This window comes from Leeuwenhoekiella sp. A16 (assembly GCF_047946675.1).
Lineage (GTDB): Bacteria > Bacteroidota > Bacteroidia > Flavobacteriales > Flavobacteriaceae > Leeuwenhoekiella.
On record NZ_CP172313.1, the window covers coordinates 2,610,042 to 2,635,246 of the forward strand.

A 25,205-nucleotide genomic window follows, 5' to 3' on the forward strand; every position below is an offset into this window, starting at 1 on the left:
ATTATAGTCGCTGAATATCTGCAAGAGCTAAAGCTTTATACTCGTGCGTATCACCCAGTAATTCTTTAGCATACTCTTCTATGGTCGTTGTAAAACCCGCTTCCTTGCGTCTTTTATTTACGTTTTCAGGATCTTGCACCGGCCAAATAAAAATGCCGTTAGCAGCAGTTATTTGTGCTTGTGTACCGTAGATCTGCTCTTTACCCTGATTCATAAGATAACGGTCTTCCATAGTGGCGGCAAGCGTGAATGGTAGTTGGCCATCTTGCGCCGCTTTTTTTATCATAGGCAGGTAATAGTCGATCTGATCCGGATTGTGTTTTATGACCTCATATGCGACCAGATTTGTAGGTTCGCCCACCAGATCCTTCCCGGGATAGCCTAAATTATCCAAAATATTCTTTACGATCTTTAAATTGCTTGTATCTAGCATTTCCTGCTTTTTATACAGGTCACCGGTATAATCTTCAGGATCTAGACCAAGTTTAATACCTAATGCTTCTCTTTCTTCAACTGGAGTTTGTAGTAATGGGCGGTAATAGGTGTCATATTTAGAAATGCTATCCAGTTTTTGCTTAAGCGAAAGATCAAGCTGTGGCTTTGCTGTATCCAGATTATCGAGAACGATCCTATCTGCGTCATTCCAGTGCTTTTTTTGCAATATGGTCCCGGAATTTAAAACCAATATCCCCGGATTGCTGCGTACTATGGTTTTAAGCGCAGTCTCATCTGTAAAATAAAAATCGAAGTTTAATTTTTGCTTTTCCTTTAAGTTCTCCACATTTTTAGCTCCCGAAGCAGTAAGGCCAATAACCTCGTAACCTTTTTTCAGGGCTTCATCTGTAAGTTCTTTAATATTTGGCCACCCGTTCCATTCTGTTTTGTCAATACTATACGCTACAATTACAACCAGATTTGGCGTGTTTAAAAACCGCTCTGTATGATCAATATCTCCCTTTTCTATGGTAAAATCGTGCACAGGAGGTAAATATCCGGCTTGTATTTCATCTGTTTCTACACTTATAAATTTTCCATTCACATCAGGATAGCTGCCAGAAGTCGTGATTATTTTTTCTTCACCATCAACTTCAAACTTCCAGTTATAATCAAAAATTGCTTTAGGCGCATCATCAGGAACCTGCATTGCATCTGTAATGTTGGTTCCTATTTTATAAGGTCTAAAGTCAAACGTAGGTAAATGCATAAGAACATGATAACCAAAAGCAAGACAGCCAATAAATGAGATGAAAATTATAAGCGCACGGCCAAAATTTGTAAAGAAAGGTTTAATATACTTGCTATTAGAGAACAGCAATAAAATAAGAATGAGAAGTACTACATCTTTTGTAAATGACTGCCACGGTGTAAGTGGTAAAGCATCGCCAAAACAACCGCAGTCTGTAACTTTATTAAAATATGCAGAATAGAAGGTAAGAAAGGTAAAAAACAGGATCATGAGCAATAGTAACCATAGCGTTATACGCTTCATATAACCTATGATCAATGCGATACCCAATACTAATTCTAAAATCACCAGAATGATCGCAATACCTAAAGCAAACGGACTCAAAAACTCAAGATTGAGAACGCCGGGGCTAAAATATTCCTGCAATTTATATGAGAATCCTACAGGGTCATTCAACTTTATAAAGCCGGAAATAATAAAAAGAATCCCGACAAATATCCTGGTTAGGCCTATAAGAAATTTCATAAGGTAATTTACTGTTATTGATCTATGCTTCTACTTTAGCTTCATTCATCAAGATAAGTGCAAAAACCGAATAATTTATCATATCCTGATAATTGGCATCTATACCTTCAGAAACTAATGTTTTTCCTTTATTGTCTTCTATTTGCTTCACACGTAAAAGCTTTTGCAGAATAAGGTCTGTTAAAGAACTTACACGCATCTCGCGCCAAGCCTCCCCGTAATCGTGATTCTTATTTTCCATCAACTCTTTTGTGAGCGCAATTTTTTCATCATAGACCTTTAAAGCCTTTTCTACATTTAAGTCGGGCTGATCTACAACTCCTAATTCAAGCTGAATAAGCGCCATTATTGAGTAATTAATAATGCCTATAAACTCACCGGCTTCTCCTTCATTTACTTTTCTAACCTCATTTTGCTGCAGGCTTCTTATGCGCTGTGCCTTTATAAAGATCTGGTCTGTAAGAGATGGCAACCTTAGTATGCGCCATGCACTGCCGTAATCTTTCATCTTTTTTTCAAAAAGCTCGCGGCACATGAGTACTACCGCATCATATTGTTTTGAGGTATGGTTCATTAATAGATAAGAATTTGCGTAAATTTCGCTTAAAATAATCAATATAAAAAACCACCACACTATTTAATGGCAAGCATTAATTGCAAAGGCAAACTCATAGATTTAAACATACCCAGAGTTATGGGTATTCTTAACCTCACGCCAGACTCGTTTTACGATGGCGGGAGTTATAAGAATGAGAAAGATGTACTTCTTAAAACAGAGAAAATGCTTACTGATGGCGCTACATTTATTGACATAGGCGCATACAGTTCACGACCTGGTGCAGATGATATTGCTGTTGAGGTTGAGTTGGCTAGAATCGTGCCTATAATAGAATTACTTGTAAAAGAGTTTCCTGAAATTCTTATTTCTGTAGATACCTTTCGTGCTAAAATTGCTAAGGAAACGATAGAAGCAGGAGCCGCACTTGTTAATGATATTTCTGCCGGTTTCCTTGACGAAAATATGATCTCGACTGTAGCGATATTTAAAGTGCCCTATATTCTTATGCATATGCGAGGTACACCTCAAACGATGAAAGAGCTGAATACTTATGACAACCTTGTAAAAGAGGTTTTATTCTATTTTAGCGAAAGGATTAAAACCGCCAGAGAAGCAGGGATTGATGATATAATTCTGGATCCCGGTTTTGGTTTTGCTAAAAACATAAAGCAAAATTTTAAAATGCTAGATAAGTTTGAACTATTTGGTATAGCAGAACTTCCCGTACTTGCCGGTTTATCACGAAAATCACTTATTTACAAAACCTTGCACATAGAAATAGAGGAAGCACTTAACGGTACCACTGTTCTCAATACAATTGCTTTGCAAAAAGGAGCATCTATTTTAAGAGTGCATGATGTAAAACCTGCCGTAGAAGCGGTTAAACTGTACAATGCCTTAAAAGGCGTACCAGCAGAATCTTAGCATACTGGTCTAAGTTTATTACCTTCGCGCGATAAATTTTAGAATATGAGTGTATTTTACGTGTTGCTGGGTTTGGTTTTGCTTGTCGTAGGTGGCGAATTCCTGGTGCGCTCTTCTGTAGGACTTTCATTTAAGCTCAATCTTTCTAAAATGGTAATTGGGCTCACTGTGGTTTCATTTGCTACTTCGACACCAGAATTATTAGTGAGTTTACAAGCAGCGCTTGATGGTTTTTCAGATATATCTTTAGGAAATGTAATAGGTAGTAATATTGCTAATATTGGTCTGGTTTTAGGCTTAACGGCAATAATATCGACGCTGGGTATTGATCATGATTTTTTTAGATTTAATTGGCCTGTGATGGTTTTGTTTTCGCTTGCGCTTTATCTTATTCTAAAAAACGATCACGTAATTAGCAGGAGTGAGGGATTGGGTCTTTTAGGCGCACTTTGTGTTTATCTGTATTTTTTAATTCAGCGAGCGAGAAAAGCGAGACCCACAGAAGAAGGTCAAAATGATGAGATAGACGATGGGCTTTCTAAAACTTCCTATTTTAAAATTGTTGTCTGGCTCATAATAGGAGCAGTAGCTTTATATTTTGGTTCAGAATTTCTGGTAAAAGGGGCGAAGGAGTTGGCTTCGGCTTTGGGAGTAAGTGATTATGCGATCTCGGTAACCGTTATTGCAATTGGCACAAGTGTTCCTGAGCTTGCCGCTTCAGTTATTGCAGCTTTAAAGAAGGAAAAAGCTATTTCGCTAGGAAATTTAATAGGTTCTAATATCTTCAATATTGCCTCGGTTTTAGGCTTAACAGCAGTGATCACACCTATAAATGTAATTGATCCCAGTATTCTTTCTACGAATATATTCTGGTTGATAGGTTTCGCTTTAATCTTGTTACCACTTGGTTTTTTACCCATAAAAATGGAATTGAGCAGGTGGAAGGGCTTTTTACTTTTTGCAGCGTATTGTGTATTTATCGGGCTGATTTTCGCTTAAAAATAACCGATTTTTAGCTGCTGCAGGAGGATATTCTTTGGTTCAAAATATAAAGAAGGGAATTAATAAATAGAAATTATTCCCCCGATTTTCAATAAAAAAACCCGCTTTTTAGATCTAAAAAGCGGGTTTTATATTTAGAAGAAACTTCTGTTATAATTTAGCTTCAGCTTCTTTTACTGTTTTAACAATACGACCGGCAATCTTGTATGGATCTCCGTTTGACGCTGGGCGACGATCTTCTAACCATCCTTTCCATCCTCTTTCTTTTGCTAGTAGAGGAATACGAATAGAAGCACCTCGGTCTGAAACTCCATAAGAGAAATCATGTATTGATGCAGTCTCGTGAAGTCCTGTTAAACGTTGATCGTTAAACTCACCGTAAACAGCAATGTGTTCTTTTACTACAGGGCGGAAAGCTTCACAAATAGTATCGTAAACATCTTTAGAACCTGCAGTACGTAAAGTTGTATTTGAGAAATTAGCGTGCATACCAGAACCGTTCCAGTCACCTTTAATAGGTTTAGGGTGAAATTCTATATAATACCCGTAATCTTCAGTAAGACGTTGTAGTAAGTATCTTGCTACCCAGATTTCATCTCCGGCTTTTTTAGCTCCTTTTGCAAAAAGTTGAAATTCCCACTGGCCACTTGCTACTTCCTGGTTTATACCTTCAAAAGTAAGACCTGCTTCTAAGCAAAGATCTGCATGCTCTTCTACAAACTGTCTGCCGTGTGTGTTTTTACCGCCTACAGAGCAGTAGTACATGCCTTGTGGTCCTGGATAACCTCCCACAGGGAAACCTAAAGGTAACTGTGTACTTTTATCCATTATAAAATATTCTTGCTCAAAACCGAACCAGAAATCATTGTCATCATCATCAATAGTTGCTCTTGCATTTGATGGGTGAGGTGTACCATCTGCACTTAAAACTTCGGTCATAACCAGATAACCATCTTTACGAGCAGGATCTGGATATATAGCAACAGGCTTTAATAAACAATCTGAAGAACCTCCTTCAGCTTGTCTGGTTGAAGAACCATCAAAGGACCACATTGGGCAATCTTCAAGTTTGCCGCTAAAGTCTTCTTCAATCTTGGTTTTACTTCTCAAATTGGCAGTTGGCTCATAACCATCTAACCAAATGTATTCTAATTTTGCTTTGCCCATATCAGCTGATTTTTAAATTTTTCGATTATTGAACAGTAAATATACTATTTCTTTGAAACCTGCTATACGAGTTGAGGGGGTGTGTTGATGATTTTATAACTTTTTTTTTAATAAAAGGGGTATAAATAGGGGGTGTGTTAAGGAATCTTATAATTTTGCAGGACCTTTTTTTTAAATTGATAAAAATTAATAAAGATGTTAACACTCAGATTTGCTGCTTTAAGTGAAGTTTTGGCCCGTAAACCCATTGAAATCACTGAGAAAGGGAAACGATCAGAACTTTTTGCAATGCGCGTTTACAACAAAGCGGCAATGCGGCAAACACTTCCTGCAGATGCGCTGCAGGCGGTTGAAGATGCTATACAAAATGGATCTAAAATAGACCGCAAAATGGCAGATGGTATAGCTTCTGCAATGAAACAGTGGGCTTTAGAAAAAGGAGCAACACATTATACACATTGGTTTCAGCCACTTACCGGGGCTACGGCAGAGAAGCATGATGCTTTTTTTGATATTCTGCATGACGGTTCGCCCATAGAGAAATTTGAAGGCAGCAGACTTGTACAGCAAGAACCTGATGCTTCTTCTTTTCCTCATGGCGGTATACGTAATACGTTTGAAGCGCGCGGTTATACCGCCTGGGATCCCACATCACCAGCTTTCATTTTAGGGACGACCTTATGCATACCAACCGTTTTTGTGTCTTATACCGGTGAAGCACTCGATAATAAAACCCCATTGCTTAGAGCGTTAAATGCTCTTGATGAAGCAGCGACGAATGTTGTAAAATACTTTGATAAGTCTGTGGTGAAAGTAAACGCAACCCTGGGGTGGGAGCAGGAATACTTTCTTATAGATTCCGCTTTAGCGGCATCAAGACCAGATATTACACAAACTGGGCGCACCTTGTTAGGACACACTTCTGCAAAAGGGCAGCAGCTTGATGATCATTATTTTGGTTCTATACCGGCCAGAGTGCTCAATTTTATGCGTGATCTGGAGCAGGAATGTATGTATCTGGGTATTCCCGTTAAAACAAGACATAATGAAGTTGCACCTAATCAATATGAGCTTGCGCCAATTTTTGAAGAAGTAAATCTTGCAGTAGATCATAATTCGTTGATCATGGATCTCATGGATAAGATCGCCGAGAAGCATAATTTTAAGGTCTTGTTTCATGAGAAACCCTTCGAAGGCATAAACGGCAGCGGGAAGCACAATAACTGGTCGTTGAGTACAAATACCGGTGTAAACCTGTTGAGTCCCGGTACTACGCCCATGAAGAACCTTCAGTTTCTTACATTTTTCGTGAATACGATAAAAGCGGTTCATGATTATGAAGAACTGGTGCGATCTTCTGTAGCTTCAGTCTCTAATGATTATCGTCTGGGCGCAAATGAGGCACCACCGGCAATAATTTCGGTCTTTATAGGAAAGCAACTTACAGAAGTGCTTAACGAACTTGAAAAAGTTACTGCGGGTAAGCTTTCGCCCGAAGAAAAAACAGAACTAAAACTTAACGTAGTTGGTAAAATACCTGAAATTTTACAGGATAATACAGACAGAAACCGTACTTCACCTTTCGCCTTTACAGGGAATAAATTTGAATTGAGAGCTGTGGGTTCTACAGCAAACTGTGCTCGCCCCATGACGGTGCTTAATACAATTGTGGCTAAACAATTAAAAGAATTCAAGAAGGAAGTAGACGCGCTTATTGATAATAAAGGGATGAAAAAAGACGATGCTATTTTTAATATTCTGCGAGAATATATAAAGGCATCAAAAAAGATACGTTTTGAGGGTGATGGTTATGGTGATGCGTGGGAAAAGGAAGCAGTTAAGCGAAAATTGAGCAATATTAAAACCACTCCTGATGCTTTAAAAATTCAGTTAGACAAGAAAACCATCAGTCTTTATGAAGAGATGGGGGTTATGAATGCGATCGAACTGAAAGCGCGACATGAAATAGAAATTGAAGAATACATCAAGCGTTTACAGATAGAAAGCAGGGTTTTAGGTGATATTGCGAGAAACCACATTATACCTACTGCAATACGTTATCAAAATCTGCTTATTGAGAATGTACAGGGTTTAAAAGCGATCTATGAGAAGGACTTTAAAAAATATGCGGCAGAGCAGATCAAATTACTTGAATTAATTTCTGAACATATTGTAGCGATCAATTCTGGTATTACAGATATGATAAACGCCAGAAAAGTAGCTAACAAACTAGAATTACAAGAACGGGCTGCTGCATACAATCTTAAGGTAAAACCTTATTTTGAAGGGATACGATACCATTGTGATAAACTGGAACTTCTGGTTGAGGATAAACTTTGGCCGCTTACTAAATATAGAGAATTACTTTTTAACTAATACTTTTTAAAACAGGGCAGATAGAGAAAGAGTGAGCAGCATTCGCTTAATATTTTCTTACTTTTGCCGCATATTCAAGAGTAATGAGTCAGGAAATTTCAAAAAGGTACGCACAGCGCGGTGTTTCAGCAGGTAAAGAAGACGTTCATAATGCAATTAAAAATGTTGATAAAGGCCTTTTTCCGCAGGCTTTTTGTAAAATAATACCCGATTTTCTTACGGGAGACCAGGATCATTGTCTTGTTATGCATGCTGATGGAGCAGGAACAAAATCTTCTTTGGCATATATGTATTGGAAGGAAACCGGAGATCTTTCTGTATGGAAAGGGATTGCTCAGGATGCTTTGATAATGAATATTGACGACCTCTTATGTGTAGGTGCGACAGACAATATTTTGCTTTCTTCAACTATAGGGCGTAACAAAAACAGAATACCGGGAGAGGTAATTTCTGCTATTATAAATGGAACCGAAGAGCTGATAGAAGAATTGGCTCAATTTGGTGTAATAATAAAAAGTACCGGTGGTGAAACGGCAGATGTGGGTGATCTTGTGCGCACACTTATTGTAGACTCTACTGTGACTGCACGTTTAAAGCGTGAAGACGTTATAGACAATGCTAATATTGCTGAAGGTGATGTTATCGTAGGTCTTGCTTCATTTGGTCAGGCTACTTACGAGAAAGAATATAATGGCGGAATGGGAAGCAACGGTCTTACTTCTGCTCGTCATGACGTTTTTGATAAATACCTCGCCAAGGAGTATCCTGAAAGTTTTGATGCAGAAGTGCCTGAAGATCTTGTATATGCAGGAACTAAAAAATTAACTGATGCTGTAGATAATAGTCCGCTGGATGCGGGCAAGCTGGTTCTTTCGCCCACGCGTACGTATGCCCCTGTTATAAAGAAAATTCTTAGCACACTCGACAAGGCTAAAATACATGGTATGGTGCACTGCAGTGGCGGGGCACAAACAAAAATTCTGCATTTTGTTAATAACTTACATATCATAAAAGACAATCTTTTTGCATTACCACCGCTATTTAAATTAATACAGGAAGAGAGCGGGACAGACTGGAAGGAAATGTACCAGGTTTTTAACATGGGCCACAGAATGGAATTGTATGTAGATCCTTCTCTAGCTGAAAGTATTATAGAAATAGCTAAATCATTTAATATCGATGCACAGATAGTAGGCAGAGTGGAAACTGCCAACACAAAAAAGCTTACTATTAAAAGTGAGTTTGGTATATTTGAGTATTGAAAGACAGATAATTCCAATATTTTAGGTTGCCTTGAAAATAAAAAAACACCTCCTTCTAGCCTTATTCTTTATTCTATCAATAAAGACATTTGCTCAACACTCCATGTTTCCTCTGCCTATTAATGAAGAGATCATTAATACAATGATCGAGCAGAACAAAATATATCAAAGACAGCTGCGCTGGACGAAATCTAATCGCGTAGGTCTCGATCTTAGTGAAGTAGCATTTGTAAACTGGAACTCGGGGGGTAGTAATTCGGTTTCCGGTTTAGCAGAAGTCGTTATAAGACGAGATTATCTTGATGCTAATACAAAGTGGAAAAACAGCTTTACAGGAAGGTATGGTATAAACAGTCAGGAAGGTCGAGAAGTACGTAAAACTGACGACATGCTTGAGTTTAAGTCTAACTTTGGTTACAGACCAGATACCATATCAAACTGGTATTATTCTGCACAATTCAGCTTCCAGACACAATTTACAAACGGTTATAAATACCCCAATACAGACGATCCTATTTCACAATTCATGGCGCCCGGTTATGTATTTTTAGGTGTAGGTGCAGAATACGGGAAACGCATAGACAATCTTTCGGTTTATACTTCGCCGCTTACTTATAAGTCAACTTTTGTACTCGACCAGGAACTGGCAAATAACGGTTCTTTTGGTGTTGAGCCAGCGGTTCTGGATGAAGATGGTAATGTGATAAAAGAAGGTCAAAATGTGCGTAGTGAACTTGGTATTCTGTTGAGCAGTATTTACAAAGCTCAGGTGATGGATAATATTAACCTCACAAATTCTATAAATCTCTACACAGATTATCTAAATAGTTTTGGCAACATTGATGTGGACTGGGAAGTAAATTTCAATTTTAAAGTAAACACCTTTGTTGTAGCAAAATTGGGTTCACATCTTAAATACGATAATGATGTGAAGATCACAGAGACAAATGCCGAAGGCGATCAGGTAGATGTTGGTCCCCGTACGCAATGGAAACAGCAGTTAGGCATAGGTGTGATCGTAGACTTTTAACTTTCTCCCAGATTTAAATTCTAAAATATTTTTTCGGTTCTAAAATTCTAAGGCTTTAGTTCTGAAAACCCTGTTGCAGTATTTTTCGTAAATATTGTACCCTAAAATCATTTGTTATTATTTTAAGCCAATGATGAAAATTACTTCGTATCCCAGAAACAGAAATTCGCTCATTTACCTTACTTCTTTTTTAGTTCTGGTAAATCTTGTAGCAATAGCTATGGGCAATTTGCAAATAAGCCGGTTAGTGAGATTATGCTCAATAGCATTTTTTCTAACGTATTATTTGCTGGCTAACGGGCAAAAAAATAAGTGGATCACCATAGCGCTATCTGTTTTACTTCTTAAAGATATATTCTTTCAGTTTTATGAATTTTCCTGGGGCTACAAATTCTATTTAGGTTTGGGCTCACTTGCTTATTTCTACATACTTAAAGATCGCCTGCCCAGGGTTAGCAATATGAGCTTTAAACCTGTTATTATTGGGATTACGGCTTTACTTGTTCTGGCTAATACCTATACACTTTACATGCTCATGGGCATGTTGAGCCACACATTTAATGATAATTTTGAGATTGCTTTGTTCTATTTATATGGGGCTTTACTTATAATAATCGCTGTGGCTGCGGTTATAAATAACAATAAGTATAACAGCAATCGCTCTCTTGTTTATCTGTTTCTAACGCTGGCTTTTATCTTTTCAGATATTGCGGCACTATTTGCATATTACTTTGGTCAGGAAGAGCTTTACTATATTGATCGCCTGTTTTTTATTGCAGCCGGTGGTCTTCTACTCAACTATGGTCTCAATACACAAGATGCCCGGGAAGAATTCTATCAATATGAGATGATAGATAAAAAGCTATAATTTTTGTTTGAGATGACCGGAGTAGTTTTCTTGTAGTAAAAGAAGCTTCGGTTTTATGTAGCGCTCACAAAAAGGAGCGTTTTTATTCTTCTTGTAATAATCCTGAATGCTTTCTCTGCTGGGTTCAAAATAATTAAAAGGTAAAATCTGAGTGATAATAGGCTCCTCGCTGGCCAGTTGAATAGTAGCAAGAATTTTTTCGCATTTAGCAGCGTCATCTTCATTAAAATAATAAACGGCAGACCTGTATTTGGTTCTAAAACTATGATCAGATTGCGATTTGTGTGTGCTTAAATGAATCTGAATTATCGCTTTAAGCGAAACGATTTTTGGGTCAAAATGAACGATTATTGCTTCAGAAAGGCGATTTTCTGCAGCGACAGACGCGATATATCCCTGCTCAACATGGGCAACACCATTAATTTGCTGAAAAACGGCTTCAGTACACCAATGACAACCGCCGCCTAAACCTATTTTTTGTTGCATGAATTTTAGATTTCCAGATCTGATTTTTGGTCGTAAAAACCGATATTTCCTTATAATAAGCCACTTTTTTAACTTTCGCTTAAGCTAAAATAGAAAGTGTATCACTCAACAAAGCATTAATAAAATCGTTTAAAATTGTGTAAATTCGCAGACTATTACAGAATACATGCTAGGAAAATTAAATATTGTAAAACAGCGTTTTGATGAGGTAAGTGACCTCATTATACAGCCTGATGTTATAAGCGATCAAAAGCGTTATATAGAACTTAATAAGGAATATAAAGACTTGCGTGCTCTCATGAACGAGCGTGAGATTTATGTAGAACATACAGAGCGTATCACAGAGGCCGAAGAGATAATTGCAGACGGTAGCGATGCAGAGATGGTAGAAATGGCAAAGATGCAGCTTGAAGAAGCAAAAAGCGCTTTACCTGCTCTTGAAGAAAAGATAAGGATGATGCTCGTACCTAAAGATCCTGAAGATTCTAAAAATGCCGTGATGGAGATACGTGCGGGAACCGGTGGTGACGAGGCCAGTATTTTTGCCGGTGACCTGTATAGAATGTATACTAAATATTGCGAGAGCAAAGGCTGGAAAACATCTACAGTAGATTTTAATGAAGGTACGAGTGGTGGTTTTAAAGAGATACAATTTGAGATCACAGGTGATGATGTGTACGGTACTTTAAAATATGAAGCAGGTGTACACCGCGTGCAGCGCGTACCGCAAACAGAAACACAAGGCCGTGTGCATACAAGTGCCGCTACAGTAATGGTTTTTCCTGAGGCTGAAGAATTTGATGTTGAGATAGACCCTAAAGATGTGCGTATAGATTATTTCTGTTCGTCAGGTCCTGGTGGGCAATCTGTAAACACGACTTACTCTGCCGTGCGTTTAACGCATATGCCTACAGGTCTTGTGGCGCAATGTCAGGATCAAAAATCACAGCACAAGAACAAAGAGAAAGCCTTTAGAGTACTGCGTTCACGTTTATACGATATGGAGCTTGCCAAGAAGCAGGAAGAAGATGCTTTAAAGCGTGGTTCTATGGTTACCAGCGGTGACAGAAGTGCAAAAATACGTACATATAACTATCCGCAGGGAAGGGTTACAGATCACCGTATCAACCTTACTTTGTATGACTTGTCTAATATTATAGATGGAGATATTCAGAAAATAGTTGACGAACTGCAACTTGTAAATAATACCGAGAAACTTAAAGAAACAGGCGAAACCTTCTAAAACCTAAACCTTGACCACAGCGCAACTAGTAGAACAGATCAAAGCAAAAAAATCATTTTTATGTATTGGTCTCGATGTTGATCTGGATAAAATACCCAAGCAGCTTTTAGAAGAAGAAGACCCGATTTTTGCCTTTAATAAGGCGATTATTGATGCTACTCACAAGGTAGCCGTGGCTTATAAACCCAATACAGCTTTTTATGAGGCTTATGGGTTAAAAGGCTGGTCTGCGCTTAAAAAAACAATAGATTATCTCAATAAAAATTATCCCGAGATATTTACAATAGCAGATGCAAAAAGAGGCGACATAGGCAACACATCTACAATGTATGCTAAAGCCTTTTTTGAAGATCTGGGTTTTGATTCTATTACGGTCGCGCCTTATATGGGGAGAGATTCTGTAGAGCCATTTTTAGCTTTTCAAGAAAAGCATACAATTATGCTCGCGCTTACGTCTAATCCCGGTGCATTCGATTTTCAGACCAAAGATCTAAAAAACGACGCAGAAGTATATAAAACCGTTCTAAAAACATCAAAAACCTGGAAAAACAGTGAGAATTTGATGTATGTAGTAGGTGCTACAAAAGCGGAGTATCTGGCAGATATTAGAAATATAGTACCTGATTCTTTTCTCTTAGTTCCCGGTGTGGGAGCTCAAGGCGGAAACTTGCATGATGTGTGTAAATATGGTATGAACCAGAACGTAGGTCTGCTTATAAACTCATCACGTGGTATTATCTACGCATCCGCGAAAGCGGATTTTGCTGAGGCTGCTGCTGCTAAGGCTGCTGCATTACAGGAAGAGATGGCTGCTATATTAGCAGCTAGTCATTAAGAGGGTGCTGTTTAGTTTTTAAGCCTTTTACTTCGTAACAGCACATGAAATCTAATCTGAAATGTATTTTCAGAAATTACTTCTAATTTAACTACTTACCTTAAGCAATTACCTCCATAGTATTTTGGTCTCCTGCAGCATCTAAAAGCAATATTTGTTTATATAACTGCTCTGCTTCAAAGGTGAAATAATCACTTTCTGATGGTGCAGTATACTGCAAATTGTAGGCATTTTCTAAAGCGCTTTTATACTCTTGTTCTAATTGGCGCACGTTCAATTTTGTTGGCATGGTCTTCATGTTTTGAATTCTATTACCAAAATATTGAATAATAAATGAATGCATAAATTGCAGTTTTATTTCTATAGAAATACGATGAAGTGTTTAAATTTATCGACGTAATACGGTTTTTAGCTTTAAAATGCGATTTTTAGTATTTTTAACCGATTTTTTAAGAATACTTCCAGTTCATTTTTTAATCAAGATCCTAAAACACAAAAACCGGCTCATGGCCGGTTTTTGCATATGAATAAACATTTTTATTTAAGATCCGTAACCCGGGTTTTGGGCTATGTCAGTATTAGTGTCCATTTCATTTTGTGGTATAGGTAAAACCAAAGATGGATCATCATAGTTAAGGGAACCTACCATACCCTGAGTTCTTTTGATATCCTGTAATAGGAATCCTTCAAAAGCTAATTCTAACTGACGCTCTAGTAAAATGTCGTCTACAGTAAGAGATCCTAAAAGCGGTGATGCATTAGAGCGCATTCTTATCATATTAACATCTGCCAGCGGAGCATTACCCACAAGGGTACCCAATCTTAAATTGCCTTCTGCACGTATTAGATACATTTCAGCTAAACGAATTATGGGGATATTAGCAAATTGATTGGTGTATTTCGCCGTAAGGTCAGATCCTCTGTCTCCTATTACAAAGAAGCTTGCCCGTTGATCATTTGCAGGATCATCAAATAGAGCCATATATTCTGGATTGATGGCAATATCACCACCACGACCACCATTATCCTGAGAGGCATAAAATGTGTTCAATGAATTACTTCCCGTTTGATTAGTTACCTGAAAATCAAAAACGTCTTCAGAAGAATCTGCATCATTGTTAAATGCCTGCGCAAAACTATTTGTTAGCTCATTGTCGCTGTTCTTAATAACATCATTTGCAGCATCACGAGCATCTGCAAAGCGATCCATTTGTAAGTAGACTCTGGCGCGCAAAGCCTGGGCTGCATATTTATCTGCAAAAACATCGTTATATTCGGGAAGCATGTTATAGGCATCATCGAGGTCACTTAATACCTGAGTATAAATTTCTTCTACTGTAGCTCGTGAAGCGGGTAGTGGTTGTGAGTAATCTTCATAACCTATTAAACGCAGTGGTACTCCGGGTTGAGAATTTGTTTCGCCTCCTTCATATGGCAACGCCCATAGTCGCACCAGATCAAAGTAATTTAATGCACGTAAAAATTTCGCCTCTCCTTCAATACGGTCACGCGTGTCTTCACCGCTCTCAATAACATCAAGATTATCTACGATTAGATTTGCCTGGTTTATGCTTTCATAAGCATTGGCCCATGTATCTCCTACAAAAGAATTATCTATTAAAACACTCTTTTGTATATATTGTCTTGGCTGAATATATGTACCGTCCCAGGTAACCTGATCATCTGTGCCTAAGAGATCATTAGTGATCTGTAAATAACCACCATAACTTGCGCTCTGGCCAGATTCATCATATATTCCTAACCGCAGAGCGTCAAGATTTTGCTCATTAGCAAGTGCTAATGAACCATCTATATCCTGCTGCGGTTCAATTTCCAGGTCATTATCACAGCTTACCGCGGTAAGGCTTATAAAAATGACATAAAAAAGTATGTTTATATTTTTCATAGTTGTCTTTTTAGAAGTTTACATTTAGTCCTACAGAAAGTGTTTTAGCGGGAGGAGAAGAGTAGAATTCCTGCCCTACGCCACCGGCATCACTTCTGGCTTCAGGATCAAAACCACCATAGTTTGTAATAGTTGCTAGATTTACCCCTGTGATGTAAACTCGTATGTTAGTAAAACCATATCGATCAATCACTTCCTGAGGCAATGAATACCCAAGAGTTATATTTCTAAGTCTAATGAAATCACTTTCGTCAAGATAGCGTGTAGATTGTGCTGTACCATTAGCACCAAATAAACGTGCCTGAGGAACATCTGTCACATCACCGGGATTCTGCCATCTGTCTGTGTATTGATCTAAGGTCTGGTTATCAAAATAGTCTGCACTGGCAGATTGAAAACGACCACCACCATTATAAATAGAAGCACCAAATTCTCCCTGAAAAGTGAACGAGAAATCAAAGTCCTTAAAATTGATATTGTTCGTTATACCACCGTACCAATCTGGAAAAGGACTGGCTGCAACTATTCGTCTCGCATCATTGGGATTAGTCGTGGTTTCCTTGCTTAAGCTTCCGTCTTCATTTGGTGTGTTCGTGTAATACAAAGCATCACCATTAGCAGGATCTACACCGGCATATTCAATAATGTAAAATGAATTTACACTTTCGCCTACTCTGTTAATATTCTGCCCGCTTACAATATCATTATTGTCATTTGGCAGAGACTTAATTTCGTTTTTATTGTAGGCGAAATTTAAACTTGTAGACCAGGTGAAATCATCGCGTTGAAAGTTTTTGGTGTTCAGTACAAATTCAAAACCTGTATTATCCAGAGCGCCTATATTGCTACTTAATGTTGCCGCACCAGAACTGGGTATCAAGGGAACATTAAATAACAGACCGTCTGTTTTTTTCTTGTAATAGTCAATTTCACCAGAAATTCTGTTATTAAAAAAGCCGTATTCTATCCCAATATCAGTTTGATCTGTAGTTTCCCATGTAAGATCAGGGTTGCCCGGCTGCGTTAATGAAATACCCGGACGTTGATTGAATGATATAGCTCCAAATAAATAACGCGAAGGGAAATTACCTATATCAGCATTTCCGGTTTGTCCCCAGCTACCTCTAATTTTTAGATAATTAAGAACCGAAGAATCACTCAGAAAATCTTCTTCAGACAGCACCCATCCGGCAGATAATGCTGAGAATGTTCCATACCTGTTGTTTGCACCAAATTTTGAAGAACCATCTCTTCTCACACTCGCTTTAAACAGGTACTTGTTTGCATAATCATATGTTGCTCTGGCGAAATAAGAGAAAAATGAATATCCGGTTTTTGAACCTTCACCAGCTACCACTTCGGCACCGCCACTAACGGTTTGAAAATCATCTGAAGGAAACTGATTAGAAGTTACACTCTCGTATCTTCTTGTAGTTTCATTAAGTTCTACACCGGCAGTTAAGCCCAAAGTGTGTGAGTCTCCAAATTGCTTATCGTAGCTCAAATAGTTTGAAAGAATATAATTCTCTGCATTTACGCTGCTTGCAAAAACTTCACCATTTGTTGACTGAAAAGGTGCGTTTCTACCTGTAAATCTGTCTTCTGTCTGGTAATACATATCATAGGCAAAATTTGCGTTTGCTTTAAAACCGGGCAAGATTTCCAGATCACCAAAAACACGACCATTTAATCTTCTTATCAACGTGTTGTAAAATGCATTTGCATCCTGTAATAAAAAGTTGGGATAAATGGTATTAGGATTAGGAGAACCATCTTCAAGATATGCTGGCGAAATAGGCGGAAGTGCAATTGCCTGTAAAGGTGTTACAAAAGCATTGTCATTTGCAATACGATCAATTTCAGTTCTGGAATAACTCAAACTCATTCCCGTATTGAATACTTTACCAAATTTGTGAGTAACATTAGTACGCACATTAAAACGCTGTAGATTATTCCCTTTAATAATACCTTTAGTATCATTAACAGCACCAGAGAAAAAGTAGGTCGTATTTGCAGTACCACCAGAAACTGAAAAATCTCCATCTGAAACAGACCCATTTTGAAATGCCTGATCTTGCCAGTTTACATCATATTCTCTGTTTCTCCAGTCTGTATCGTTGGCCAGGTAATCAAATGTACCTTCAATATAATCTAACGCGGCAGCGTCACTTCCAAATTCTGTATCGGCAACATTTAAAGCCGCTTCTGTAAATAGCTCTATATATTGGTCTGCATTTAAGAAGTCTCTTTTGTTGGTTGGTTTACTAAAACCATGAGAAACGTTTACAGAGAATTTAGCATTACCTTCTTTACCCGTTTTTGTGGTTATAATTACAACACCATTTGCACCTCTTGAACCATAGATAGCAGCAGATGATGCATCTTTTAATATTTCTATAGATTCAATTTCGTTAGGACTTAAAGTAAGCAATGGGTTAGTGGGCGAGCCATTATTAGATTCGTCTGCGTTATACAAAGGGATCCCGTCAAGTACATATAAGGGTTGCGTTCCTGCAGAAATACTTGATGCCCCGCGTACACGTATATTAAGACCACCTTCAACTTTTCCGTTAGTTTGAGTGATTTGCACACCCGCGGCTTTACCTACCAGTGCACTCTGAAAATTTGAGACTGGCACTTCATCAATATCTTCAGCGGTTAGCTTCACAATATTATCAGTAAGTGTACGCTTGCTTTGCGTTCCATAACCTACAACAACAACTTCGTCAAGTACGGCTGTATCTTCACCAAGAGTGATATTGAGAACATCAGATGAACCCACTGTGCTTACCGCTGTGGTAAAACCTAAAAATGAAAATTCTAATACATCGCCGGTAGCGGCAGTTATACTAAAATTTCCGTCAAAATCTGTTTGTGTTCCTGTATTAGTACCCTGTATAGAGATATTAACGCCGGGAAGGGGCATGCCTTGTTCATCATTAACCGTACCCGTGATCTCTCTTTGCTGAGCAAAGGAAATACCAGATAGGAAGAGAAAAAAGCTAAAAATTAGAAGTAGTTTTTTACGCTCCATAAATTAGTAGAATTAATTATTTAAGATTATTAATATGATTAGCGATTTGTGAGATCGGCAAAAGACCCACAAAGAAAATTTATCATAAATAGCAACTATATTAATAGAGTGTTAATTGGGTAGGCTGGAGCGGAAGGGTAGAAAGTAAGGAGATTGTAAAAATTCTCTTTTTATTAATTATTGTGAAGAATATTGTGGATATGAAAATTTACAGCATAAATTAATGCTGGAAATTGAAAGTCATAAAGCTAAAACGTTGTAGGTTAAAATTTTAAGTAAGAGACGGTAGAGAGCTGTTTGGAAACTTAATTATACTTCGTAATTATCAAGTCTTATTTGCTCAGTCTCTTCTGCGCTTTTAAATACATCCCAGTTCTTGCCCTGAGTTCTTCGTGCGCCCAGAATATTAGCATATTGCCCAGCTTTTATGGGATCGTTGTATTTAGCGAAGCCATAAGCAAGACCGCCGGCAAATGAGTCACCGCAGCCGGTTGTGTCAACCACTTTTGCTACAGGAACAGATGCAATCCATTCTTTTGCAGTTTTACCGCCGTTCTTATGATAGAGTATACAGCCTCGTGAATCCATTGTTACATAAAAAAAGGAAACTCCCTTATCGAGCACATGTTCAGCAAGATCATCAAGATGACTCGTATGATTTTCGTCATAGATAGAAGGTATATCACCTTCATATTCATTATTGAACCACATACACTGAGATTCTTCAAGATTCATTTTAAGCACATCTATATAGGGAAGCCATTCATCTCTGTCTATCCAGAATTTTCTATGTCTGTGGCCTTTAACATCCATAGAGGTAGTAGCACCATGAGCGTCAAAGATAATTTTACCTTTGCTGTTCTCATGAATATAACGCAATGTGCTTAGGGAAATCTCAAAATCTGTAATGGGTACAAAAACAAAAGCATCTGCATCAAGATGATCTGCTATATGCTTTGGCATTATTGGGTTCATGCATGCCAGTTGCTTTTCTTCGCGGTTATTCTGATCTTTAAAATCAAGAAAAATTACCGTGCCTCGATCTTCTTCTGCATTTACTCCTTTAAGATCAATGTTATCATAACCTGCAAATTCATTATGAATAAATTCTTCATCCTTTTTATGAATATTAGAAACGGGAACTACAGATCCATTTGTATCAAGCAACTTAGATAGTGCAATAACGGGGTGAGTCACACAACCATATCTGGTGATTATATCATTTTCATAAGTTGATATGGTATCTCTGGGTATAGGTCCCGCTACTACTATTTTAAGTTGGTCTGGCATAATATTGTTTTAATCTTGAAGTGCAAATACCTTACGCAGTAGGTCTGTACTGCGTGCTGCTACAGAGGTACGTATATCTTTTTCTTCTACGGCTATCATGGTATACACTCCCTGTAAAGCCTGTTGCGTCACATAATCTGTCAGGTCAGGATTTACCTTGTTTGTTAGTGGTATCTGGTTATATCTGTTGATCAGGTTTTCCCAGATCTTATCTGCACCCACTTTATTAAAAGATTGCTGTATCACCGGGTTAAATTTTGCATAAAGCTCATCTTTTGTGCGTGTTTCCAGGTAACTGGTAGCAGAGCGATCATCGCCTAATAATATATTACGGGCATCTGTAAAAGTGATGCCTTTAACTGCATTTACAAAAATAGGAGTAGCTTCACCCACCGCATCTTCTGCAGCTCTGTTGAGTATTTTTAGACCTTCATCAGCAAGACTGCTAAGACCAATGCTGCGCAATGTTTTATCAACTTTTTGTAATTCTTCAGGTAAGAGAATCTTTACCAACTCGTTTTTATAAAAGCCATCGGTTTTTGTGAGTTTTGTCACCTGCTCTTCAATTCCTTTATCAAGAGCTTGTCTTAAACCAGCTGCAATAGTGTTATTATCAATTCCCGTTTGTGAGGGCAGATTATCAACTACAGATTGTAATTCTGCACAACTGCTTAACACGAGTATAGCCATCACGGCAAAGATTTTCTTCATTTAATAATTTTTAGGGGTTTAAAGTAAATATATGAAAATTAGAAGGCAGGAACTACCATCCTATTTCACAGAAAACTAATTTATTTATAAGTTACAAAAACAATCATCTTCAATATTCATAATGAAAAACTAAAAAATCGACTGTAGCGTTCAAAAATCGGCTTTCTAAGAGAAAATAACGGTTTTATTGCCATACACGAGCACTTTATGTTCAATATGCGCTTTTATCGCGCGGGCAAGAACTATTTTTTCCAGATCGCGACCTTTCAAAATAAAATCATTTACAGCGTGTATGTGCGAAACCCTCACGATCTCCTGCTCTATAATTGGCCCTTCGTCCAGATCTGCCGTGGCATAATGACTAGTGGCGCCTATAATTTTGACTCCGCGTTTAAAGGCTGCATGATAAGGTTTTGCTCCTATAAAAGCCGGTAAAAATGAATGGTGAATGTTTATAATTTTATGCGGAAACTCTTTCACAAAATCATCAGAAATTATCTGCATATAACGAGCGAGAATGATAAGATCTACATCATGCTCTTTTAATATCTGTATTTGCTCAGCTTCGGCTTCAGCCTTATTTTCTTTGGTAACAGGAATGTGTTTAAACGGAATATCAAAACGTTTTGCCACCACTTCAAGATCTGGATGATTGCTAATAATAAGCGGAATTTCCACCTTGAGTTCGCCAGAAGCATGTCGTCCCAATAAGTCATACAAACAGTGGTCATATTTACTTACAAAAATCGCCACTTTGGGCACATATTCCGCATCAAAAAGTTGATAGGTGAGTTTAAATCCTGCTTCAAAAGTCTCTTTAAAATCACTTTCAAAACCTATTGTATCAAAAGCTTCATATTCAAATTCGCACTCCAGACGCATAAAAAACACGCCTTGTTGCCTGTCTACATGTTGATCAAGATAAACGATATTTCCACCAGCCTCAAGTATAAAATGAGTAATAGAAGTCACTATCCCTTTGCGGTCAGGACAGTTTATTAAAAGCGTAATTTTCTGCATTATCGTACTTTCATCAGGTTATCAAGCTAAGCTACTAATTTTGGTTTCAATTAATAATTGAAAAATCGCAAATTATCAATGTTTTTGCACCTATAACCGTAAATTAGCAACGAGAATTACCTTAAAAATTACGAATGAAACAAATTGCTCCTTATACACCAAAAAATAAAATACGCATAGTAACGGCAGCCTCTCTTTTTGACGGGCATGACGCGGCTATAAATATAATGCGCCGCATCATTCAGGCTACGGGAGTAGAGGTGATTCACCTGGGTCATGACCGCAGTGTAGATGAGGTTGTGAATACCGCGATACAGGAAGATGCGCACGCTATTGCGATGACCTCTTATCAGGGTGGGCATAATGAGTATTTTAAATATATGCGTGATCTGCTGGTAGAAAGAGGAGCAGAGCACATTAAGATTTTTGGCGGCGGCGGCGGCGTTATACTTCCGGAAGAAATAGAAGAACTTCAGCAATATGGTATCACGCGAATTTATTCTCCAGATGATGGTCGTGAGATGGGCTTGCAGGGAATGATAAATGATCTGGTTGAGCAGTCTGATAGCCCCCTCTCAGTCTCCCCCAAAGGGGGAGAAGTTTCAGAGCAGCTTCAGAACAAAAATGTAAATACAATAGCGAGACTAATAAGTCTTGCAGAGAATAATCACGAGCAATTTCTTAAAGTCTTCCCCCCATTGAGGGGATCGAGTGGGGCTATTCCGGTTTTGGGAATTACAGGAACAGGTGGTTCTGGGAAGTCATCTTTGGTTGACGAACTCGTACGCCGTTTTTTAGCTGATTTTCCTGAGAAAAATATAGGTATTGTTTCTGTAGATCCTTCTAAGAGAAAAACAGGCGGTGCTCTTTTAGGTGACCGTATTCGCATGAATGCAATCAATTCGCCACGGGTTTATATGCGGTCACTGGCTACGCGCCAAAGCAATCTGGCGTTGTCTAAACATGTGCAGGAAGCGGTTGAGGTCTTGAAAGCTGCCCAGTATGATTTGATAATTCTTGAAACCAGCGGAATAGGGCAGAGCGATACCGAAATTCTTGATCACAGCGATGTTTCTCTTTATGTAATGACTCCGGAATTTGGTGCGGCTACCCAACTCGAAAAGATTGATATGCTGGATTTTGCAGATCTTGTCGCTATCAATAAGTTTGATAAACGCGGCGCGCTTGATGCTTTGCGCGATGTGAAGAAACAATATATGCGTAACAACAATCTGTGGGATACGCATCAGGATGATCTGCCGGTTTTTGGTACGATCGCTTCGCAATTCAACGACCCGGGAATGAACAAGCTTTACAAAGCGATAATGAACGAGATTGTCGCTAAAACTGAAGCTGATCTAAAAAGTGACTTTACACTTTCAGATGAGATGTCTGAAAAGGTATTTGTGATTCCCCCGGCACGTACGCGATACCTTTCTGAGATCGCAGAAAACAACCGAAACTATGATAAAATCGCCTTAGAACAGGCAGAAATCGCACAGAAATTATACGGTATTTATAAGACTATTGAGACTTCTACCGGTGCTGTACTTAGCTTGACGAAGTATGGTATTGATGAAGATAGTCTTCGACAGGCTCAGACTGACAAAAATCTTCAATTAACAGAATTACTTAAAAAGGAATTTGACCGTGTAAAAATGGACCTCGATCCTTACAATTGGGCGGTGATTACTGGTTGGGAAGAGAAAGTCAATAAATATAAAAGTCCGGTTTACAGTTTTAAAGTTCGTGATAAAGAGATTAAAATAGAAACGCATTCTGAGTCGCTTTCGCATACGCAAATACCAAAAGTTGCTTTGCCAAAATACAAAGCCTGGGGCGATATTTTACGCTGGGTTTTGCAAGAAAATGTGCCTGGCGAATTTCCATACACAGCGGGATTGTATCCTTTTAAACGTACGGGTGAAGATCCTACACGCATGTTTGCAGGTGAGGGCGGACCAGAACGTACCAATCGCCGTTTTCATTATGTAAGTCTCGGTTTGCCTGCAAAACGGCTTTCTACCGCTTTTGATAGTGTTACGCTTTATGGTAATGATCCCGATCATCGTCCTGATATTTATGGAAAAATAGGTAACGCCGGGGTTTCTATTTGCTGCCTTGATGATGCTAAAAAGCTGTATTCAGGGTTTGATTTGAGCAGCCCGATGACTTCGGTGAGTATGACAATTAACGGGCCGGCGCCTATGCTGCTCGGGTTTTTTATGAATGCTGCCATCGATCAGAATTGTGAGAAATATATAAAAGAAAATGGCTTAGAAGATCAGGTAGAAGCAAAGCTAAAAGAGCTCTACGACGATAAGAATCTGGAAAGACCGTCCTACATTAATTCCCCCTCCGTGGGAGGGGGCCAGGGGGAGAAAGCTTTACCCGAAGGCAACAACGGTCTTGGACTCATGCTTTTGGGCATTACCGGTGACCAAATTCTTCCGGCAGATGTTTATGCTAAAATTAAAGCCGAAACTTTAAACCAGGTGCGCGGTACCGTTCAGGCAGATATTTTAAAAGAAGATCAAGCGCAAAATACATGTATTTTTTCAACCGAATTTGCCCTGCGTTTAATGGGTGATGTGCAGCAATATTTTATAGAAAAACAAGTGCGCAATTTCTATTCGGTTTCTATTTCGGGATATCACATTGCCGAAGCCGGAGCAAATCCTATAACACAACTCGCATTTACACTGTCAAACGGTTTCACGTATGTAGAATATTACTTAAGTCGCGGGATGGACATCAATAAATTTGGTCCCAACCTTTCATTCTTTTTCAGTAATGGTATCGATCCTGAATATGCGGTGATTGGCCGTGTAGCCCGTAAAATCTGGGCAAAAGCACTCAAAAATAAGTATGGTGCCAACCCACGCGCGCAAATGTTGAAATATCATATACAGACTTCCGGGCGCTCATTGCATGCACAGGAAATAGATTTTAATGATATACGCACCAGTTTACAGGCGTTGTACGCGATCTATGACAATTGCAACTCGCTACACACAAATGCATACGACGAGGCGATCACAACACCTACAGAGGAAAGTGTACGCCGCGCCATGGCGATACAGTTGATCATAAATAAGGAATTAGGTTTAACCAAAAATGAAAACCCAATACAGGGCGCTTTTATTATAGAAGAATTGACAGATCTTGTGGAAGAAGCCGTTTTGCTTGAATTTGACCGAATCACAGAACGAGGCGGCGTGCTGGGCGCTATGGAAACCATGTACCAGCGCAGTAAAATACAGGAAGAAAGTTTGTATTATGAGACTTTAAAACATAATGGGGAATTCCCTATTATTGGTGTAAATACATTTTTGAGTAGTAAAGGATCGCCTACGGTAAAACCTATGGAAGTGATTCGCGCTACCGAAGCCGAAAAGCAGGCTCAGATACAAACGCTTACCAATTTACACAAAGCGTATGCAGATCGTGAAGAAGATGTTATCGCCGCAGTACAACAAGCCGCGATTCAAAACGAGAATATGTTTGAAAAATTAATGGAAGCCACAAAAGTTTGCTCTCTGGGGCAAATTACCAATGCGCTCTTTAAAGTCGGTGGGCAGTATAGACGGAATATGTAAGCAGAGAACCCTCTTTTGCCTGGCAAAAGAGGTGTGAATCGCTTATCCTGAGCGCAGGCGAAGGATTTAATTAGGATTAAGTTTAAATGGAATATTTTTTCTCCTTATTGGAGTTGGAAGGTAGCTCGTCATCCTGAATTTATTTCAGGATCGCACAAGGGAAATATGGAATAAAAATATTC

At 38.6% G+C, this 25,205-nt stretch carries 19 protein-coding genes; 9 read left to right on the forward strand and 10 right to left on the reverse strand.

Going from position 1 to position 25,205, the window contains the following annotated elements; genetic code table 11:
- Window position 1 precedes the first annotated feature (1 nt).
- Together ACH3O9_RS11475 and ACH3O9_RS11480 are read right to left on the reverse strand one after the other, a co-directional pair.
- Window positions 2–1,711, reverse strand: coding sequence for a BT_3928 family protein (locus ACH3O9_RS11475; protein ID WP_416440526.1), 1,710 nt, complete (start codon window positions 1,709–1,711; stop codon window positions 2–4).
- Window positions 1,712–1,733: 22 nt separating this feature from the next.
- The gene (locus ACH3O9_RS11480) at window positions 1,734–2,285 is read right to left on the reverse strand and encodes a DUF1599 domain-containing protein (protein WP_416440528.1); all 552 of its coding nucleotides are present in this window, start codon (window positions 2,283–2,285) and stop codon (window positions 1,734–1,736) included.
- Window positions 2,286–2,351: 66 nt separating this feature from the next.
- Here ACH3O9_RS11480 and folP point away from each other — a divergent pair, with 66 nt between their 5' ends.
- Window positions 2,352–3,194 (forward strand): dihydropteroate synthase, encoded by an 843-nt coding sequence (gene folP / locus ACH3O9_RS11485; protein ID WP_416440530.1) that lies wholly within the window; start codon window positions 2,352–2,354, stop codon window positions 3,192–3,194.
- Window positions 3,195–3,239: 45 nt separating this feature from the next.
- A complete protein-coding gene (locus tag ACH3O9_RS11490) occupies window positions 3,240–4,193 on the forward strand; it encodes a calcium/sodium antiporter (protein ID WP_416440532.1) in 954 nt (317 codons plus the stop codon).
- 153 nt (window positions 4,194–4,346) lie between these two features.
- Here ACH3O9_RS11490 and ACH3O9_RS11495 read toward each other — a convergent pair whose 3' ends face one another.
- Window positions 4,347–5,363: a glutamine synthetase beta-grasp domain-containing protein gene (locus ACH3O9_RS11495; protein ID WP_416440534.1), complete on the reverse strand. Its 1,017-nt coding sequence runs from the start codon at window positions 5,361–5,363 to the stop codon at window positions 4,347–4,349.
- A 195-nt stretch (window positions 5,364–5,558) separates the two neighbouring features.
- Here ACH3O9_RS11495 and ACH3O9_RS11500 point away from each other — a divergent pair, with 195 nt between their 5' ends.
- The 4 genes from ACH3O9_RS11500 (at window position 5,559) to ACH3O9_RS11515 (ending at window position 10,899) form a co-directional block, all read left to right on the forward strand.
- Window positions 5,559–7,739, forward strand: a complete 2,181-nt coding sequence (locus tag ACH3O9_RS11500; protein WP_416440536.1) for a glutamine synthetase III — start codon at window positions 5,559–5,561, stop codon at window positions 7,737–7,739.
- Window positions 7,740–7,822: 83 nt separating this feature from the next.
- Window positions 7,823–9,001, forward strand: a complete 1,179-nt coding sequence (locus ACH3O9_RS11505; RefSeq protein WP_416440538.1) for an AIR synthase related protein — start codon at window positions 7,823–7,825, stop codon at window positions 8,999–9,001.
- A 103-nt stretch (window positions 9,002–9,104) separates the two neighbouring features.
- Complete coding sequence (locus ACH3O9_RS11510; protein ID WP_416440540.1) at window positions 9,105–10,031, forward strand: DUF3078 domain-containing protein; 927 nt, start codon at window positions 9,105–9,107, stop codon at window positions 10,029–10,031.
- A gap of 130 nt (window positions 10,032–10,161) precedes the next feature.
- A complete protein-coding gene (locus ACH3O9_RS11515; RefSeq protein ID WP_416440542.1) occupies window positions 10,162–10,899 on the forward strand; it encodes a hypothetical protein in 738 nt (245 codons plus the stop codon).
- Here the strand turns inward: ACH3O9_RS11515 and ACH3O9_RS11520 are convergent.
- Window positions 10,894–11,385 carry a peptide-methionine (S)-S-oxide reductase gene (locus ACH3O9_RS11520; protein ID WP_416440544.1) on the reverse strand — a complete coding sequence of 164 codons (492 nt, stop codon included), beginning with the start codon at window positions 11,383–11,385 and terminating at the stop codon, window positions 10,894–10,896. The genes ACH3O9_RS11515 and ACH3O9_RS11520 overlap by 6 nt on opposite strands.
- 166 nt (window positions 11,386–11,551) lie before the next feature.
- On the opposite strand from ACH3O9_RS11520, the gene prfA reads away from it, so the two are divergent.
- Together prfA and pyrF are read left to right on the forward strand one after the other, a co-directional pair.
- Complete coding sequence (gene prfA / locus ACH3O9_RS11525; protein WP_416440546.1) at window positions 11,552–12,628, forward strand: peptide chain release factor 1; 1,077 nt, start codon at window positions 11,552–11,554, stop codon at window positions 12,626–12,628.
- A 10-nt stretch (window positions 12,629–12,638) separates the two neighbouring features.
- On the forward strand, window positions 12,639–13,463 hold the full coding sequence (pyrF, locus tag ACH3O9_RS11530) for an orotidine-5'-phosphate decarboxylase (protein ID WP_416440548.1): 825 nt from the start codon (window positions 12,639–12,641) through the stop codon (window positions 13,461–13,463).
- A gap of 100 nt (window positions 13,464–13,563) precedes the next feature.
- Here the strand turns inward: pyrF and ACH3O9_RS11535 are convergent, their stop codons facing one another.
- The 6 genes from ACH3O9_RS11535 to purU form a co-directional block, all read right to left on the reverse strand.
- Window positions 13,564–13,752, reverse strand: a complete 189-nt coding sequence (locus tag ACH3O9_RS11535) for a Lacal_2735 family protein (RefSeq protein WP_416440550.1) — start codon at window positions 13,750–13,752, stop codon at window positions 13,564–13,566.
- A 252-nt stretch (window positions 13,753–14,004) separates the two neighbouring features.
- Window positions 14,005–15,369, reverse strand: coding sequence for a RagB/SusD family nutrient uptake outer membrane protein (locus ACH3O9_RS11540; protein ID WP_416440552.1), 1,365 nt, complete (start codon window positions 15,367–15,369; stop codon window positions 14,005–14,007).
- Between the two features lie 10 nt (window positions 15,370–15,379).
- Window positions 15,380–18,403, reverse strand: a complete 3,024-nt coding sequence (locus ACH3O9_RS11545; protein ID WP_416440554.1) for a SusC/RagA family TonB-linked outer membrane protein — start codon at window positions 18,401–18,403, stop codon at window positions 15,380–15,382.
- Between the two features lie 309 nt (window positions 18,404–18,712).
- On the reverse strand, window positions 18,713–19,693 hold the full coding sequence (locus ACH3O9_RS11550) for a carbohydrate kinase family protein (RefSeq protein WP_416440556.1): 981 nt from the start codon (window positions 19,691–19,693) through the stop codon (window positions 18,713–18,715).
- A 9-nt stretch (window positions 19,694–19,702) separates the two neighbouring features.
- The gene (locus tag ACH3O9_RS11555; RefSeq protein WP_416440558.1) at window positions 19,703–20,404 is read right to left on the reverse strand and encodes a DUF4197 domain-containing protein; all 702 of its coding nucleotides are present in this window, start codon (window positions 20,402–20,404) and stop codon (window positions 19,703–19,705) included.
- Between the two features lie 165 nt (window positions 20,405–20,569).
- Window positions 20,570–21,424 (reverse strand): formyltetrahydrofolate deformylase, encoded by an 855-nt coding sequence (gene purU, locus ACH3O9_RS11560; protein ID WP_416440560.1) that lies wholly within the window; start codon window positions 21,422–21,424, stop codon window positions 20,570–20,572.
- A gap of 134 nt (window positions 21,425–21,558) precedes the next feature.
- Between purU and ACH3O9_RS11565 the strand changes: the two genes are divergently transcribed.
- Window positions 21,559–25,023 (forward strand): methylmalonyl-CoA mutase family protein, encoded by a 3,465-nt coding sequence (locus ACH3O9_RS11565; protein ID WP_416440562.1) that lies wholly within the window; start codon window positions 21,559–21,561, stop codon window positions 25,021–25,023.
- Window positions 25,024–25,205: the final 182 nt, after the last annotated feature.

What these genes read in the sequence shown, in the direction of transcription:
- ACH3O9_RS11475 (WP_416440526.1), bottom strand. Translation starts at nt 1,711, where the DNA reads ATGAAATTTCTTATAGGCCTAACCAGGATATTTGTCGGGATTCTTTTT.
- ACH3O9_RS11480 (WP_416440528.1), bottom strand. Translation starts at nt 2,285, where the DNA reads ATGAACCATACCTCAAAACAATATGATGCGGTAGTACTCATGTGCCGC.
- folP (WP_416440530.1), top strand. Translation starts at nt 2,352, where the DNA reads ATGGCAAGCATTAATTGCAAAGGCAAACTCATAGATTTAAACATACCC.
- ACH3O9_RS11490 (WP_416440532.1), top strand. Translation starts at nt 3,240, where the DNA reads ATGAGTGTATTTTACGTGTTGCTGGGTTTGGTTTTGCTTGTCGTAGGT.
- ACH3O9_RS11495 (WP_416440534.1), bottom strand. Translation starts at nt 5,363, where the DNA reads ATGGGCAAAGCAAAATTAGAATACATTTGGTTAGATGGTTATGAGCCA.
- ACH3O9_RS11500 (WP_416440536.1), top strand. Translation starts at nt 5,559, where the DNA reads ATGTTAACACTCAGATTTGCTGCTTTAAGTGAAGTTTTGGCCCGTAAA.
- ACH3O9_RS11505 (WP_416440538.1), top strand. Translation starts at nt 7,823, where the DNA reads ATGAGTCAGGAAATTTCAAAAAGGTACGCACAGCGCGGTGTTTCAGCA.
- ACH3O9_RS11510 (WP_416440540.1), top strand. Translation starts at nt 9,105, where the DNA reads ATGTTTCCTCTGCCTATTAATGAAGAGATCATTAATACAATGATCGAG.
- ACH3O9_RS11515 (WP_416440542.1), top strand. Translation starts at nt 10,162, where the DNA reads ATGATGAAAATTACTTCGTATCCCAGAAACAGAAATTCGCTCATTTAC.
- ACH3O9_RS11520 (WP_416440544.1), bottom strand. Translation starts at nt 11,385, where the DNA reads ATGCAACAAAAAATAGGTTTAGGCGGCGGTTGTCATTGGTGTACTGAA.
- prfA (WP_416440546.1), top strand. Translation starts at nt 11,552, where the DNA reads ATGCTAGGAAAATTAAATATTGTAAAACAGCGTTTTGATGAGGTAAGT.
- ACH3O9_RS11535 (WP_416440550.1), bottom strand. Translation starts at nt 13,752, where the DNA reads ATGCCAACAAAATTGAACGTGCGCCAATTAGAACAAGAGTATAAAAGC.
- ACH3O9_RS11540 (WP_416440552.1), bottom strand. Translation starts at nt 15,369, where the DNA reads ATGAAAAATATAAACATACTTTTTTATGTCATTTTTATAAGCCTTACC.
- ACH3O9_RS11545 (WP_416440554.1), bottom strand. Translation starts at nt 18,403, where the DNA reads ATGGAGCGTAAAAAACTACTTCTAATTTTTAGCTTTTTTCTCTTCCTA.
- ACH3O9_RS11550 (WP_416440556.1), bottom strand. Translation starts at nt 19,693, where the DNA reads ATGCCAGACCAACTTAAAATAGTAGTAGCGGGACCTATACCCAGAGAT.
- ACH3O9_RS11555 (WP_416440558.1), bottom strand. Translation starts at nt 20,404, where the DNA reads ATGAAGAAAATCTTTGCCGTGATGGCTATACTCGTGTTAAGCAGTTGT.
- purU (WP_416440560.1), bottom strand. Translation starts at nt 21,424, where the DNA reads ATGCAGAAAATTACGCTTTTAATAAACTGTCCTGACCGCAAAGGGATA.
- ACH3O9_RS11565 (WP_416440562.1), top strand. Translation starts at nt 21,559, where the DNA reads ATGAAACAAATTGCTCCTTATACACCAAAAAATAAAATACGCATAGTA.